Annotated in this window: 13 protein-coding genes and 1 pseudogene; 3 read left to right on the top strand and 11 right to left on the bottom strand. The window is 53.0% G+C overall.

Going from position 1 to position 15,190, the window contains the following annotated elements; genetic code table 11:
- Positions 1 to 62: 62 nt before the first annotated feature.
- Positions 63 to 770 carry a potassium channel family protein gene (locus tag BN1190_RS05040; RefSeq protein WP_052461696.1) on the bottom strand — a complete coding sequence of 236 codons (708 nt, stop codon included), beginning with the start codon at positions 768 to 770 and terminating at the stop codon, positions 63 to 65.
- A gap of 260 nt (positions 771 to 1,030) precedes the next feature.
- Here BN1190_RS05040 and BN1190_RS05035 point away from each other — a divergent pair, with 260 nt between their 5' ends.
- The 3 genes from BN1190_RS05035 (at position 1,031) to BN1190_RS15000 (ending at position 5,317) form a co-directional block, all read left to right on the top strand.
- The gene (locus tag BN1190_RS05035) at positions 1,031 to 3,085 is read left to right on the top strand and encodes a catalase (RefSeq protein ID WP_040285896.1); all 2,055 of its coding nucleotides are present in this window, start codon (positions 1,031 to 1,033) and stop codon (positions 3,083 to 3,085) included.
- A gap of 89 nt (positions 3,086 to 3,174) precedes the next feature.
- On the top strand, positions 3,175 to 5,127 hold the full coding sequence (locus tag BN1190_RS05030; protein ID WP_040285895.1) for an aconitate hydratase: 1,953 nt from the start codon (positions 3,175 to 3,177) through the stop codon (positions 5,125 to 5,127).
- A gap of 13 nt (positions 5,128 to 5,140) precedes the next feature.
- Positions 5,141 to 5,317, top strand: a complete 177-nt coding sequence (locus BN1190_RS15000) for a hypothetical protein (RefSeq protein ID WP_179860751.1) — start codon at positions 5,141 to 5,143, stop codon at positions 5,315 to 5,317.
- A 192-nt stretch (positions 5,318 to 5,509) separates the two neighbouring features.
- Here the strand turns inward: BN1190_RS15000 and BN1190_RS05025 are convergent, their stop codons facing one another.
- From BN1190_RS05025 to qoxA, 10 genes and pseudogenes are all read right to left on the bottom strand, one after another.
- Positions 5,510 to 6,733, bottom strand: coding sequence for a M20 metallopeptidase family protein (locus BN1190_RS05025; RefSeq protein ID WP_040285894.1), 1,224 nt, complete (start codon positions 6,731 to 6,733; stop codon positions 5,510 to 5,512).
- 22 nt (positions 6,734 to 6,755) lie between these two features.
- A pseudogene (locus BN1190_RS05020) lies at positions 6,756 to 8,101 on the bottom strand (YfcC family protein).
- 102 nt (positions 8,102 to 8,203) lie between these two features.
- Positions 8,204 to 9,322, bottom strand: a complete 1,119-nt coding sequence (locus tag BN1190_RS05015; protein WP_040285892.1) for a M20 metallopeptidase family protein — start codon at positions 9,320 to 9,322, stop codon at positions 8,204 to 8,206.
- A 24-nt stretch (positions 9,323 to 9,346) separates the two neighbouring features.
- Positions 9,347 to 9,469: a hypothetical protein gene (locus BN1190_RS15290; protein ID WP_276327485.1), complete on the bottom strand. Its 123-nt coding sequence runs from the start codon at positions 9,467 to 9,469 to the stop codon at positions 9,347 to 9,349.
- A gap of 390 nt (positions 9,470 to 9,859) precedes the next feature.
- Positions 9,860 to 10,510 (bottom strand): FusB/FusC family EF-G-binding protein, encoded by a 651-nt coding sequence (locus BN1190_RS05005; RefSeq protein WP_040285891.1) that lies wholly within the window; start codon positions 10,508 to 10,510, stop codon positions 9,860 to 9,862.
- A 143-nt stretch (positions 10,511 to 10,653) separates the two neighbouring features.
- Positions 10,654 to 10,920 (bottom strand): CD3324 family protein, encoded by a 267-nt coding sequence (locus BN1190_RS05000; protein WP_040285890.1) that lies wholly within the window; start codon positions 10,918 to 10,920, stop codon positions 10,654 to 10,656.
- Positions 10,921 to 11,338: 418 nt separating this feature from the next.
- Positions 11,339 to 11,629: a cytochrome aa3 quinol oxidase subunit IV gene (gene qoxD / locus BN1190_RS04995; RefSeq protein WP_040286024.1), complete on the bottom strand. Its 291-nt coding sequence runs from the start codon at positions 11,627 to 11,629 to the stop codon at positions 11,339 to 11,341.
- Entirely contained in the window at positions 11,629 to 12,228 is a 600-nt protein-coding gene (gene qoxC, locus BN1190_RS04990; protein WP_040285889.1) for a cytochrome aa3 quinol oxidase subunit III, read from the bottom strand. The genes qoxD and qoxC overlap by 1 nt, the downstream gene beginning before the upstream one ends.
- Complete coding sequence (gene qoxB / locus BN1190_RS04985) at positions 12,218 to 14,167, bottom strand: cytochrome aa3 quinol oxidase subunit I (RefSeq protein ID WP_040285888.1); 1,950 nt, start codon at positions 14,165 to 14,167, stop codon at positions 12,218 to 12,220. The genes qoxC and qoxB overlap by 11 nt, the downstream gene beginning before the upstream one ends.
- Positions 14,168 to 14,227: 60 nt before the next feature.
- On the bottom strand, positions 14,228 to 15,148 hold the full coding sequence (gene qoxA / locus BN1190_RS04980) for a cytochrome aa3 quinol oxidase subunit II (protein ID WP_040285887.1): 921 nt from the start codon (positions 15,146 to 15,148) through the stop codon (positions 14,228 to 14,230).
- Between the last annotated feature and the right edge of the window lie 42 nt (positions 15,149 to 15,190).

Raw genomic sequence — 15,190 nt, 5'->3', positions numbered from 1 at the left:
TGCAAAATATCCTGAGCAACAGACAAGCCTCCTGCCCGTTTTCGGGACAGGAGGCTTGTCTGTCAGTGTCTGTCCGCTGCCAGCAGTTTTTCCTGAAGATTCCTGATATCTTCCTGTTTCCCGAGGACGAGCAGGACGTCTTCTGTCTGCAGATGGAACGAATTCCCTGGATTGCTGACGAGACGGCCTTCCCGTGAGACGGCAGCCGGGATGACCTGGTCTTGGTCATGAAGTTGCAGCTTCTCCAATGTTTTCCCTTTTAAATAGGGATATTCATTGACCGGCAGTTCCCCGATACTGAATGCGTCGGATGCCGTCTGCAGCAGTTCGCTGATATATTCGGCACCAGAAGGGCACAGCACGGACATTGCCGCTTCCCGTCCGCCGATGACGGATGGGATGATAATGTGATCCGCTCCGGCTCTTCTCAATATTTCTCCGGAATCCTCTTGTGCAGCGATTGCCGATACTTCGATCGATCCGTTCAGGGATTTCGCTGCCAATGTGATGAATACATTCTGCGAGTCTTCCTCCATTGCAGCGATCAGTGCCCTGGCTTCAGTCAGACGTGCCTTCTGAAGAATCCGGTTGTCTGCCGGGTCCGCAATCAGCCGCAGGACATCATCCCCCAGGATTTCGGAAAGTTCATCGCCTTTCTCGCTGATGAACAGAATATCTACGTCGTTTTCCCCCGCAGTCAATTGCTTATACACTTGCTGGGCGACACTGCCGGCTCCGCAGATGATAACGTGCTGCGATAGTTTCTTCATTTCTTATCAAAACACATCACAGGCACATGCATCCAGGCATCCAGGCATGTGCCTGTTTGCCGTTCGTTCAACAGCCGCTGCCGGTCTGCTGATGAAATAGTAATGTCTTTTAAAGCAGTTATACACTTTGAATTTATTTGTTTATCCGAAATAGTTTGAGGGAAACAGGTAATCGATTACTGTTGGAAAACGTTTCTAATGGCCGTTGGATAAGCATCAGTTGTACGGAAGTCTATCAACTTACAGGAGGATGAGTAGCAATGGCGAAACAAGACAACAATGGTATGGATGCCAAGGACAAACAGCTGGAACAGTACCGGAAACAGAATACCGGACCGGACAAACCGATGACCGACGAAAGCGGCATGAAGACTGCGAACGACCAGAAGACTCTTCGTGCAGGGAAGCGGGGTCCGCTGCTGATGCAGGACTTCCACTTCTATAAGAAGCAGTCCCATTTCAACCGGGAACGGATTCCTGAAAAGGTCGTCCATGCACGCGGATTCGGCGTCTATGGCGACTTTGAACTGTACGAGTCGATGGAAGACTATACGATGGCGAAATTCCTGCAGGGGAAAGGGAAGAAGACGCCTGTATTCGTCCGTTTCTCGAACTTCGTCGGCAACAGGGGATCGAAGGACACTGCCGTGGATATCCGCGGCTTCGCAGTGAAATTTTATACGGAGGAAGGGAACTACGACTCGCTGGCCCTCCAGTTCCCTGTGTTCCTGCTCGCGGACGCCATGAAATTCATGGATGTGACACATGCGGCGAAACCGAATCCGAAAACGCATATGCCGCAGGCGACGGTGGCTCATGATAGCTTTTGGGATTATGTCGTGAACAACCCGGAGGCCGCCCATATGGTGATGTGGCTGATGTCCATGCGCGGCAGACCGAGAAGCTGGCGGATGATGGAAGGCTATCCCATCAATACGTTCCGGTTCGTGAATAAGGAGGGCGAGTCGACATTCTTCCGGCTCGTCTGGAAACCGATCCTCGGTGTCCATTCCCTCATGCTGGATGAAGCCAATGCGATCGGCGGCGTGGATCCCGATTTCCATCGGCGCGACATCGTCCAGGCAATCGAGAACGGGGCGTATCCTGAATACGAACTCGGTGTCCAGATGATCGCTGAGGAGGACGAATTCAAGTATGATTTCGATATTCTGGATGATACGAAATTATGGCCGGAAGAGCTCATTCCGCCGAAGTTTGTCGGCAAAATGACACTGAACCGCCTGATGGATAATTTCTTTGCGGAAGAAGAACAGTCCGCCTTCAATCCGAGCAACCTTGTGCCGGGTATTGAATTCTCGAATGATCCGGTTCTCCAGGGGCGTTCATTCGCCTATCGGGATACGGAACTCTACCGACAGAACACTGCAAACTACGAGGAATTGCCGGTGAACCGTCCGATCGCCGATGTGCAGAACAACTTCCGGGACAGCTACTCGAAGTATGATATCGAAACGGACACCGTCCACTACCATAACAATTCACTGGCGGATAACACACCGTCGGAAACAGCGCCGGAAGAAGGCGGGTACGAGAATTACCCAGGGAAGGTCGAAGGCCATGTGACACGGGAGCACCCGAGTGATTCATTCCAGGATTATTATTCACAGGCAAGGATCTTCTGGAACAGCCTGTCCATACCTGAAAAACAGGATTTAGTGGAATCGTTCAGTTTCCACATCGGAGCGGTCAAAGACAAACAATTGCGTCAGCGGAACGTTGAATTCTGGGCGAATGTCGATACGGAAATGGCCACCTTGATCGCTGGGAATATCGGGGTGGAACCGCCCAAAACCAAGAACGTCGACGTGGATACCCAATATGCTTCACTGAGCCAGCTGAATTCACCGCACTCTGCCAAGACCATGAAAGTGGGAGTCCTTGTTGGAGAAGGCTTCAATGGAAGAGAAGTGAAAAAAACACTGGAAGCTTTCATGGAAAACGGCATCCTGTTTGAAACTATTTCCGAAAAACAGGGTATGCTGAAAGCGGACGACGGAACCGAACTGGAAGTGCTCAAATCATTCATCGCCGTCCACCCTGCTCTCTATGATGCCATCTATGTGGTCGGAGGCAAATCACCGATGCAGATGAAATTCGACTCCGATGTCATGGATTATGTCCGAGTGCACTACTCGCACAAGAAGCCGATCGGAGTTGCAGCAGGAGCTGAACAGTACGTCGCAATGAGTGAGATGAACAACATGGAAGGCGTTGTCTATGCGAAGGACAGCGGGGCATTCACGGACCAGTTCGTCGAAGCGATTGCACAGCAGCGCTTCTGGAACCGGAAATGAGTGTGAACTGACCCTGACAGGGCAGGCAATTGTGAATTGCACTTGCCTGCCCTGTTTTCCTGTAAAGAACAGAAAAGGGAGGACGCGAAATGCCGTTGAACGTCACACAGAAACTGATTGAAAATCATTTAGTGTCGGGAGAGATGACACCCGGCAGTGAAATCGGTCTGAAGATCGACCAGACACTGACGCAGGATGCCACCGGGACGATGGTCATGCTGGAACTGGAAGCGATGGGTGTCAAACGAGCACAGACGGAAGCGTCCGCACAATATGTGGATCACAATGTCATCCAGGTCGACAACAAGAATGCGGATGATCACCTGTTCCTGCAAAGTGCTACACAGCGCTTCGGACTCTATTACAGCAGACCTGGAAATGGGGTCAGCCATCCCGTCCATATGCAGAGACTTGCTGTGCCTGGGAAAACACTGCTTGGCTCGGACAGCCATACGTGCGCGAATGGCTGCATGGGGATGCTTGCGATGGGAGCCGGCGGTCTCGACGTGGCGCTGGCGATTGCAGGCAATCCGATATACATCAAGATGCCGCAAATATGGGGAGTCCGTCTGTCCGGACAGCTGCCGGATTGGGTGAGTGCGAAGGATGTGATCCTGGAGATGCTCCGGCGCCATGGCGTGAAAGGCGGCGTGGGCAAGATCATTGAATATTACGGCCCTGGACTCGAACATCTGAGTGCCATGGACCGCCACGTCATCGCCAACATGGGGGCGGAGCTCGGTGCAACAGCGACAGTGTTCCCGTCTGATGAGGAAATCCGGCATTTCCTCAAGACACAGGGCCGTGAACAGGACTGGACAGAATTGAAGGCGGATGAAGGAGCAGAGTACGATCTGTACGAAGAGATCGATCTGTCGGCATTGGAGCCCCTGGTTGCGAAACCGTCCAGTCCCGGGAATGTCGTGCCGGTGACGGAAGTCGCGGGGACACCGATCTACCAGTCATACATCGGATCTTCCGCCAATCCGGGGTATCGCGATTTTGCAGTCGTCGCTGAAATCGTCAAAGGGAAGCGTGCGAAAGAAGGCGTATCCTTTGATATCAACCCTACATCCCGGCAGCTGCTGACGGATCTGGTGAAGGAAGGGCATATCGCTTCGCTTCTGCAGGCGGACGCCCGGCTGCATCAGGCAGGCTGCAACGGCTGTATCGGCATGGGACAGGCACCTGCTACAGGGCGCAACAGCTTGCGGACAACCCCGCGCAATTTCCCGGGACGTTCCGGGACACTGGAGGACAGTGTCTTTCTCTGCAGTCCTGAAACCGCTGCGGCGTCTGTCCTGACCGGGGTGATCACAGACCCGCGGACCCTTGACATGCCATATCCGCGGGTCAAGGATCCGGAAGAGCCGACAGTGGACACCAAACTGCTGTCAGAGCCTCTGCCTTACGAGGAAGCGCGGAATGTAGAACTCTACAAAGGCCCGAATATCGCGCTGATTCCGGACATGGATCCTCTGCATGATTACATGGAACTCCCCGTATTGCTCAAGATGGGTGACAATATTTCCACCGACGAAATCCTGGCAGGCGGTGCCCGGGTGCTGCCGTTCCGGAGCAACTTGCCGGAAATCAGCAAGTTCACATTTGAAAACGTGGATCGCACTTATTATTCCCGTGCCAAAGGGACACCGAATGGTCATACGATTATTGCCGGGTACAACTATGGACAAGGGTCGAGCCGTGAACATGCTGCGCTGGCCCCCCGCTATCTCGGGTTGAGGGTGGCGCTGGCCAAAGACTTTGCCCGCATCCACTGGCAGAACCTAGTTAACTTTGGTGTCCTGCCGCTCACTTTCAGTGACCCGGCGGATTACGACCTCCTGAGTGACGGAGATGTACTGCTGATGACGGACGTGAGGGAAAATGTCAAATCAGGCAAGCCATTCACGGTGAGCATCCAAGGAAGCAGCCGCAAAATCCGTGTTGAGCATGCGCTGTCCGGCCGGCAGATCGACGTCATGCTGGAAGGCGGGATGATCAACTGGGCGAAAGCGCGTCAGAACAAAATCGAGGCATAAGGAGGATGGACGAATGATCGACCGTGAGATGACATGTAAAGCATGTGAAGGAACCGGGCTGCTGGCGGACGATGAAGGCTGGCAGTATGGATGCTCGATTTGTGAAGGGAACGGGTATCTCGGGAGACGTACCGGCAGCGACGGCAGCGTACCTCGTGAGACGGACAGCAATAACAGGCTCCTTGACTGAGTTGTGGCAATAACCTGATACTTAGACAAGCCGCTCTTCCTGTTTCAGGAGGGGCTCTATCCCAGTAGAAACATGCTGTGCGGAAAAAGACAGAGGCAGGCGTCTAATACTGAACAGAGCGTTCGGGTGAATGGTTCCCTCACAACAAGAAAGCACCGTGTCCGGTTTTGGACACGGTGCTTTCTTGTCATATCAGACGTTCTGGGAACGAAGCCAGTCGATAGCGACTTGTGCGTGCAGGGCGGCCCCGTATTTGAAGATGCTTTCATCCTGGCTCATGCGCGGATTGTGGACAGGCGGATTGCCTTCTTTCCCGGTCCCCAGGATGACGAACGCCGAAGGGACCGCCTGTGAAATGTATGGAAAATCTTCAGACCCATTAATAGCTCCGAGGTCGACGATATTTCCCTCTCCCATGACATCCGCAAGCGAGCCGCTGATCGAATCGACAAACGCAGGGTCATTGTAGGTGGTCGGCGTGTGGAAATCGGTGATCGTATAAGTGCCACGCCAAGCTTTAACGGTATGGTCGATCATTTCAGGGATCCGCTGGCACAGATGATCGCGCGTTGTCTGATCGAAGCTGCGCATATTGCCGCTCAAGACCGCCTTGTCCGGAATGACATTCGTGACAGTTCCGCCACTCATGGAGCCGACGGAGAACGTGACGTTCTGCTTCGGATCGGCCTCACGCGTAAGCAGCAGGTTCAGGCTTGTGTAAAGCTGGGTCATGATCATGTTGGCATCGACCGTCTTATGCGGCTGGGAACTGTGCCCGCCGTTGCCCTGGATGTCCACGATATACGTATCCATTGCCTGGGTGATCGTCCCTTTGGTGACGGACAGCGTGCCGGCCTCCTGGTCGGGCATGATGTGGATGCCGAACGCCGCGTCCACTTTCGGGTTCTCGAGCGCTCTGTCGTCGATCACCAGCTTGGAGCCGTAGCCCCACTCTTCTCCCGGCTGGAAGAACAGTTTGACGGTCCCCTGCAGTTCGGACTCCCTTTCTTTCAGGACAGCCGCCGCTCCAAGGAGCATCGCCGTATGGGAATCATGACCGCACGCATGCATCTTGCCGGCAGCCGCCGACTTGAAAGCCGAGTCCGTCTCTTCCTCGATCGGCAGTGCATCCATATCGGCGCGGAGCAGGATGCACGGCGAGCCGCTTCCGATTTCCGCCAAGATACCGGTGCAGTCGGTCTGTTCCGGGAACCCGGCCCGGGCAAATTTCTGACGGATTTCCTCCGGCAGAGTGCCGCATTGTCTGTATGCAATGCCGAGATCATCGAGCCGATTCTGGACATAGTCCCGGGTGTTCGGCAGGTCGAAGCCTAATTCGGGATGCTGGTGAAGATGGCGCCGGTCTTTGATGATCTGACCTTCTAATTGTGTAATTTCTTTGAAAATTGAAGACATATCGATCTCTCCTTTTGTTCTGTTAGCTTGGTCCGAGTCCGATGTACTGCGCGATCACAATCAGGAGGAACGCCGCAAAGTGCAGGATGAGGAACAATTTCCACGAGAACTTGACCCAGTCAGCGTAGTTCACATTCGACATGCCGAGCGCAGCCATCAGGCCCCCGATGTGGGCCACAAGTAGTTCGTGAACCCGTCCCCGAATTGGTAGACAAGAACCATGACTTGCTGGTTTATGCCCAGTATTTTCCCCAGTGGCCCCATGATCGGCATGAGAATGACCGCTTTCCCGCTTCCTGAGACGACGAAGAAATTGAAGAAGATGACGACCAGGAACAGGGCGAGCAACGTGATGATCGAGCCTGTATTGCTCAGCAGGCCTGCGAGTGCATGGACTGCTGTATCGATGATTTCAGCCTGGGTCATGAAGATCATGACCGATCGGGCGAACCCGATGGCAAGTGCGGTCGGCAGCAGTCGTGAAGCCCCGATACCGAAGTCGGCTGCTGCTTCACTCGGCTTCATCCTCAGGATGATGACGAGGAACAGCGCATAGATGGCATAGACTGCAGATAGTTCAGGCATCGCCCAGCCGAGTTTGATAGCCCCGTATGCACTGCCGACAAGGACACCGATGAGGCCGAGGAGCGCAATCTTGCGGGGGAGGGTGAACGGCTCTTCTTCGAATTCAGCCGATTTTGCCTCCTCCAGTTGTACCGCATACTCATCCGCGACGATGCTTTTGTCAGGATGGATTTTCGTCTTGTTGGCATACCGCAGTATGTAGATGACTGAGATGGCGAAGAAGATGACAAGGGCGATAATACGGAACAGCAGACCTGAGTAGATCGGCAGTCCGACAATCGACTGGCTGACCCCTGTTGTATAGAAGTTGACCGCACCTGCCGTGAAGCCGAAGGCAAGACCGACTGTGGAGGTTGCAAACGCGGTGATCCGGTCATAGCCCATTCCCATGACGACTGCCATGGCGAGCGGGATGAACGGGATGCCGCCTTCCCCGAAGCCGATCGTCCCCATGACCGCGAATACAGTAAGCAAAGCGACGATGATCAGTTTTTCTTTGCCCTGTGCGACTCTCAGCAGCTTGTGGATGCCGGCCGCGATTGCTCCTGATTTCTCCAGAAGATACAGCGCGCCGCTTGCGAACAGCAGCATGACGATGATATCCGCAGACTGTACCACCCCATTGTGGAGTGCGGTGAAAAAGTCGAGGAAACCGATCGGCTTCTGCTGATCCACATAATGGAAGACATCCGTGTTCAGTGTCTGGACACCGGTCTCCGGATCCGTCGTCCGCTCATATTGCCCGCTCGGCACAACCCAAGACAGGACGACGACAAGCAGCATGACAAGCAGGAACATAATATAGACGTGCGGGAAGTTGAACCCTTTCCGCTCTTTCTTTGGCTGTGACATCTCTTTTCCCCAAAACCCTTTTTGATAGATCGGTTATTGTGCAAGTACCCCTTTGAACAGCTGGACACCGGTCTCGATCAATTTGTCACGGAAGTCATATTCGCTCGTATGGACATTCGGATACTCCTCCCCATTGCCGACGAAGCAATAGGCGCCTTTCGTTCGTTTGGACAGATGGCCGAAGTCTTCGGAACCTCTGTAGGCTTCCGGCAGCTCAAGGATTTCCAGCCCCCCGGCCTTGGCGCTTTCCCGGAATTTGTCCGAGCACTCTTTGGCATTCGCCGTTTCCGGGAATTCGTCCTGGTATTCGAATGACACCGCAAGTCCATGCTCTTCCGCCTGGTGGTTTGCACAATCTTCCAGGTTGCTCTGCAGACGGTCGAGTTCCTTTTCATACAGCGCACGGATCGTCATTCGGAGCGTCCCCTTGGAAGCGGACATGCCGAACGCCTTCTCGCCGGCATCGATCTGTACAACTGTGCAGAGTACAAGTCCTTCGTTCTGTTCAGGTGACGTAAAGTCTTCTATGGACCGGATAATATTGGCGATTGCCAGTGCCGGGTTCTGCCCGTTCTCCGGCTGGCTTGCATGCGCCGGGGACCCAGCGAGTTGGATGGTCATCCCTTTGGATGCGCACATCATCGTCCCGTCTTTTACTACAACCGTCTTGAATGGGAGGCCGCTCATATTGTGATAAGCATAGATTTCATCTATCTGCTCATCTTCAATAAGATCCACACATTGAATGGCGCCGTCACCGGTCTCTTCAGCGGGCTGGAACAGGAAGAAAACGTTCTGGTCCGCACCGTTCTGGTCGATTTCAAGTGCAAACGCTGCCAGGGTGGAGGAATGCCCGTCATGGCCGCATTTATGGGCTTTACCCGGATATTCGGATGCCCAAGGCAGGTCGATGACTTCATCCATTGGAAGAGCGTCGAAATCCGCCCGGAATGCGATGTTCGGCTTACCGTCACCGGAACGGTATGCCGCATAGAACCAATTGCCGCGGTCGATCAATTCCAGATTGGTTGTATGCGTTTTCAAAAAGGACATAAGATGCTGTTTCGTCCATGTCTCTTCGTTGGACAGTTCCGGATGGGCATGGAGCTCGTGCCGAAGCTGGACAGCCAGCTCCAAGTTGTGTTCGTTCATGAAAAAGGACCTCCTGCAGTTAGTTCAGCTCGTGCAAAGGATGTTGGCGCTTTCATTGATTTTCTGTCCAGCGGTCAGGGAACCGCTGTTGATCTGTTCGACGATGTAATTGTAGACGTGATCCGTCAAGGATAAATAGTCTTTCAAGCGATCACCTCAATTTCTTTTTTGTCCTCTATTATATCGATGATTAAAAAAAACAATTTTTGTTATCCGTTTCTGCGGCCGGATAGCAGCTGATACTGTTTTTGAACAGAAAACAAGCGGCCATCTCCGTTAGGTGGAAATGGCCGCTTGTGAGTGTGTAAACCGGGCACGGGTCAGAGGAATTACCTTACATATAGCCCCACTGCATCGCGAACAAGGTGCCGAAGATGGTGACCAGGCCGACGAACAGCGCATAGAGGATATTCATATACAGCGTTTTGCTTTCTGCATTCTCTTTCACGTGCATGAACAGGAACAGTTATAGACCTGCCTGGACGAGAGCCGTCACCACAAGGGGCATAACTGTACTGCGCACAGCGCACCCTTTTATTAACGATGGAGAGCCTCTTTGAACAGTCTTTCCAAGTAATCCGTACTTGTGATCGCCCGGTTGCATGCAATGCTGTCGGTACAGATGAAGTTGCCGATCGTCCGGTAATAGTCGGGATTGTTCGCCTTGCGCTCTTTCGTCACGGTCGTAACCAGCGTGACAGGCCCTTGCTGATGGCAGATGGAACACGTGTTATGCAGGATATTCGGGGAATAGCTGCACTCGAGACCCTCAAGCCTGCCATCGAGGATATACAGCAAATACTTTCGGTTCGACCGGCTGTCGTTCCAGCCCAGGTAGGTCGTCTGTTCCAAATCAAATTCCGTCAGGTCCGGCAGTTTCAACTTTTTGCGTTTCGGAAATAATTTCTTCAACTGCGGATCGGTGACTTCGGGGAATGGAAGACGATACGCAGCCAGGCGGGATAGGCCATGGTCGTATTCTTCAATCGTCTTGTATGGGGTGAAGTCCAGCAATCTCTCTTGTTCCGCCGTCAGTCCGGGGATGCAGGATAAGATCCGGTCCGCGGACAATGCGATGATTGAATTCCTGACAGCGGGCGTCAAGTGTGGTTTCGTGCTTTGGCGCATAGCGGCCACCTGTTTGCTGATGTAATTATATTGTTCGTTTCGGATGAATTTCTCTGTCATTGGAACTGCTCCTCTATGTTATTTCTGATGTAAGTGTACCCGAGCCGCGGCAGGGAGGCTAGCGGGAAAACAAGTAGGAACTGTTTAGTGCACAAAACCCCTGGCGCAAGACCGTCTGACGGCTGCGCAGGGGTTTTCATCGTTTACTTACTCGTATAGACGATCTTCTTGATGGTGTCAGCAGACAGGTGATAGGCGGCCGCCAAGTCGCCGATCCGTTCACCTTCCGTGAATTGTCTCCGAATTTCGCGGTTCCGTTCATCCAGCGTGTGCCGGCTGCCGGAGGCGGTTCCCCAGCGCAACCGTTCCCCGCGTTGTTTCGGAATGTACAGCGTTTCTCCTTGGATATGTTGCTGAATGGCTGCTAGCAGTTCCTCCGGCAGTACTTTTTTTGCGTTTACATAGTTCACGTTCGCTCGCTCCTTATTAGCGTAATGGAATAAGGGAGCAAAGCCGGGCTTTTAAAAAGCAGATTAGCGATAAAGCAGATCGGTCAGCCCCATGCAAAGTATCGCCTTTCCGTTTCCGGGCTTTGCATGAGTGCGTGCGGTATCAGACAATCGCAACGGATTCTCCAACGATATACACCTCCATGGGCTGAATGGACTGCCACCAGCCAACGTAATAGATTACAGTCTACCGAAATTCCTTATTGTACACAAGCTGCCAGTGATTCTGAGGGGAGCTGCCGGTGAACCGTCCGATCGCCGATGTGCAGAATAACTACCGGGACAGTTACTCCAAGATAGTAGAAGAAAACAAGCGCCTATTTCCAATTGAAGGAAATAGGCGCTTGTGAGTACATATGCCGCCTGCCGAACAGGAGGATCATTTCACCATATATCCCCACTGCATCGCGAACAGGGTGCCGAAGATGGTGACCAGTCCGACGAACAGCGCATAGATGATATTCATATACAGCGTTTTGCTTTCTGCATTCTCTTTCACGTGCATGAACAGGAACAGCTGGAGTCCGGCCTGAACAAGAGCCGTCACGACGAGGATCGTCATGCCGGCCGCAAAGGACAGGTCGAACAGAACAGCGACGAGCGCGATGAGGGACAGTAGAAGCGAAAACAGGAAGCCCATGACATGCTGGGCGGGAAATAACTGTTTCATCATCCCATCAGTCCTTTCAGGTAGACGAAGCTGAAGATGAAAATCCAGACCACGTCCAGGAAGTGCCAGTACAGCGAGAAGATGAAGGATTTGTTCGCTGTTTCCGGTGTGAAGCCGCGTTTGGCGATCTGTACAATGATCGCGCCGCCCCAGAGCAGACCGAACGTGACGTGCAGTCCGTGTGTGCCGAGAAGGGTGAACAGGGCGGACAGGAAGCCGCTCGTCTGAATCGTCGCCCCTTCACTGACATAGGTGACGAATTCGTACACTTCCACGCCGAGGAAGCAGGCACCCAGCAGAAGGGTGATCCCGAAAAATGTCAGCATCGGCTTTTTCAGGCCGAGCCGCATGGCATGAATGGCAAGTCCGATCGTGAAACTGCTGGACAGCAGGAGGACCGTTTCGATCATGACCGGGCTGAGATGGAACAGATCGGTTGCGGAAGGGCCGACATTCGTATTGCTCTGCAGCGTGAAATATACGGCGAACAAGGTGGAGAACAGGGCGATTTCCGCCCCGAGGAAGATCCAGAATCCGAGGATCTTCATCTTGTTCTCATCGGTACTGTATTCCATCGGCACTGTGTGGTCAATTTTCATGTCGTTCACCTCGATATGCATTTTCTGTCCGTTCAATTTCTTCAACAGAAATGTAGTGTCCGTGATCTTTTTCGAATGATCGGTGTGCCATCAGTGCGATGATGACCAATCCGGTGATGATGGCAGGAATCCACCAGCTGAAAACCATGAAGAAGCCCCAGAAGAAGAAGATGGCCCCCATGATAACCGGCATCCCGCTGTTATTCGGCATATGGATCGGTTCGTAAGCCGTATCCGCCAGTGGTTTGCCTTCTTTTTTCGCAAACCAGTAAGCATCCAGACGGTTGACTTTCGGGATGACCGCAAAGTTGTACTCCGGTACAGGACTGTGCGTACTCCATTCAAGCGAGCGTGCGTCCCAAGGATCTCCGTCCGTGTCGCGCGGCATGTAACGGGTGCTCCAGTAAATGTTGTACACCAGGAGGATGAATCCGATCGTCAGACCGACAGCTCCCACCATAGACAGCATGTTAAGCGCACCGTACCCTGTGCTCTCCGAATAGGTGTACATCCGGCGAGTCATACCGTTCAGACCCAGCAGGAAGAGCGGGAAGAACGTGACATTGAAACTGATGATGATGAACCAGAACGCCGATTTCCCCAGTTTTTCGTTGAGACGGAAGCCGAACACTTTCGGAAACCAGTAGTGGAATCCTGCGATGACCGCGAACACGGTACCCGGGATCAGCACATAGTGGAAGTGGGCGACCAGGAACATCGTATTATGATATTGATAATCGGCACTGGCCATGGCGAGCATGACGCCCGTCACACCGCCGATTGTGAAAATCGGGATGAACGCCAGAGAATAGAGCATCGGCGTCGTAAAGCTGATTTTCCCTTTCCGGAGGGTGAACAGCCAGTTGAATATCTTGACACCGGTCGGTACGGCGATCGCCATCGTCGTGATGGAGAAGACGCTGTTGACCATGACGCCGTGACCCATTGTGTAGAAGTGGTGGGCCCATACGACGAACGACAGCAGGGAGATCGCTACCATACTGACGACCATCGACTTATAGCCGTACAGATTCTTACGTGCGAACGCTGAGATGATCTCGCTGTAGATCCCGAATGCCGGCAGTACGACGATATATACTTCAGGATGACCCCATACCCAGAACAGGTTGGCCCAGAGCATGTCCATCCCGCCGTTCTGCATGGCGAAGAACTGTGTTCCGAACTGGCGGTCGAGTGTCATCAGTGCAAGTGCAACCGTCAGGACAGGGAATGCGAAGACGATGATCACGTTTGTGATCAGTACCGACCAAGTGAACATCGGCATCTTCATGAGCGTCATTCCCGGAGCGCGCATTTTCAGGATGGTCACGAGGAAGTTGATACCTGTCAATAGCGTACCGATCCCGGCAATCTGCAGGGCGATGGAGTAATAGTTGTTTCCTACCGTCGGACTGAACTCGAGGCTTGCCAGCGGGAAGTACGCAGACCAGCCTGCATCAGGCGATCCCCCGATGACGAACGATATGTTGAAGAGCATGGCTCCGGCGAAGAACAGCCAGAAGCTGACGGCGTTCAGCCGCGGGAAGGCGACGTCACGGGCACCGATCTGCAAAGGGATGACCACGTTCATCAGCCCGATGATGAACGGCATCGCCATGAAGAGGATCATGATGACCCCGTGTGTGGTGAAGATTTCGTTGTAATGCTGACCGTCGAGCAGTCCGTTGTCCGGAACTGCTGTCTGGGCCCGCATGAGCAGAGCATCGACGCCTCCGCGGAAGAGCATGAGGAGGGCGGCGAGAATATACATGACACCGATTTTTTTATGGTCGACAGTGGTGAGCCAGTTGGTCCACAGCCAGTTCCACTTTTTAAAGTAGGTGAGCGCAATCGGAATCGCGAGTGAAACGACGACAATACTTACCATTGCTGCGTAGATCATCGGCTCTCCGGTTACGAAAAATTCGTCCCATTTCATCGTGTTGTGCTCCTTTCGTCAGCTGGCATTCCGTAGGGGACGTACATGCAGCAATTTTCCTTAATGAGCATCATGCTGTCCCTCCATATCCATGTCCATATCCATGTCGCTCTGGCCATCATTATCGGCTGATCCATGATGGTGTCCGCTATGTTCGCCTTCAGGTGCAGGACGGAATGACAGGTGGGTTGTAGAATACGTTTTCCGTCCGACATGTTCGGCTGCGAGCAGACTGTCGAACTCTTTCTCTGTAAGTGCAGGAGCAGTCGCTTTTACATCGGCGACCCATTCCTTGTAATCTTCGTCTGTCAGTGACTGAGCTTCGAATTCCATCTTGGCGAAACCTTCCCCGCTGAAGTTGGAGTTTTTCCCCATGAACGAGCCGGGTACATCAGCCGACATATGGATTTTTGTCACCATGTCGCTCATTGCGTATTTCTGACCCGCGAGTTGCGGAATCCAGAAGCTTGTAATCGGTCCGTAAGAATAGAGACGGAACTCGATTGGGCGATTCGCCGGGAAATTCACATAGTTGACCGTCTCGATTCCTTCCTCCGGATAGCTGAAATGCCATTTCCAGTTCGAAGACGATGCGTAGATCACTAATGGTTTCTGATCGGCATACACTTTCGACTTTTGTTCCACTGTGCTTGTTGTCGAGACTGTCACTACAGACAGGATGATGACAATGACCACAGGGATCGCTGTCCAGATGATTTCGAGCCACTTGTTGCCTTCTTCATGAGGCGGTTCGTACGAGTCATCCAGCTTGGAGGCGCGATACTTAAGCAGGACGACTGTGTAGAGTACGTAGACGACGAGCAAAATTCCCGCCATGATAACGATCGAAAACAGAATTGTGTTGGAAAGAGTCCGGGCTTGCGGACCTTTCGGGTCGAATATGAGCAGTGGGTTGTCACATCCGGCAAGCAAAGCAGCCGTCAGGGCAACGAGCAGAAATGCAATCCGCTTCTTTTTCATATCAGTACTCCTCCCGAGTAAAATAGTGAACTGCTTGTCTTT

It is taken from the genome of Sporosarcina koreensis (genome assembly GCF_000826145.2).
In the GTDB taxonomy this organism is placed as follows: Bacteria; Bacillota; Bacilli; order Bacillales_A; family Planococcaceae; genus Sporosarcina; species Sporosarcina trichiuri.
This window is presented reverse-complemented; position numbering and strand designations above follow the sequence as displayed.

What these genes read in the sequence shown, in the direction of transcription:
- BN1190_RS05040 (WP_052461696.1), bottom strand. Translation starts at nt 770, where the DNA reads ATGAAGAAACTATCGCAGCACGTTATCATCTGCGGAGCCGGCAGTGTC.
- BN1190_RS05035 (WP_040285896.1), top strand. Translation starts at nt 1,031, where the DNA reads ATGGCGAAACAAGACAACAATGGTATGGATGCCAAGGACAAACAGCTG.
- BN1190_RS05030 (WP_040285895.1), top strand. Translation starts at nt 3,175, where the DNA reads ATGCCGTTGAACGTCACACAGAAACTGATTGAAAATCATTTAGTGTCG.
- BN1190_RS15000 (WP_179860751.1), top strand. Translation starts at nt 5,141, where the DNA reads ATGATCGACCGTGAGATGACATGTAAAGCATGTGAAGGAACCGGGCTG.
- BN1190_RS05025 (WP_040285894.1), bottom strand. Translation starts at nt 6,733, where the DNA reads ATGTCTTCAATTTTCAAAGAAATTACACAATTAGAAGGTCAGATCATC.
- BN1190_RS05015 (WP_040285892.1), bottom strand. Translation starts at nt 9,322, where the DNA reads ATGAACGAACACAACTTGGAGCTGGCTGTCCAGCTTCGGCACGAGCTC.
- BN1190_RS05005 (WP_040285891.1), bottom strand. Translation starts at nt 10,510, where the DNA reads ATGACAGAGAAATTCATCCGAAACGAACAATATAATTACATCAGCAAA.
- qoxD (WP_040286024.1), bottom strand. Translation starts at nt 11,629, where the DNA reads ATGAAACAGTTATTTCCCGCCCAGCATGTCATGGGCTTCCTGTTTTCG.
- qoxC (WP_040285889.1), bottom strand. Translation starts at nt 12,228, where the DNA reads ATGAAAATTGACCACACAGTGCCGATGGAATACAGTACCGATGAGAAC.
- qoxB (WP_040285888.1), bottom strand. Translation starts at nt 14,167, where the DNA reads ATGAAATGGGACGAATTTTTCGTAACCGGAGAGCCGATGATCTACGCA.
- qoxA (WP_040285887.1), bottom strand. Translation starts at nt 15,148, where the DNA reads ATGAAAAAGAAGCGGATTGCATTTCTGCTCGTTGCCCTGACGGCTGCT.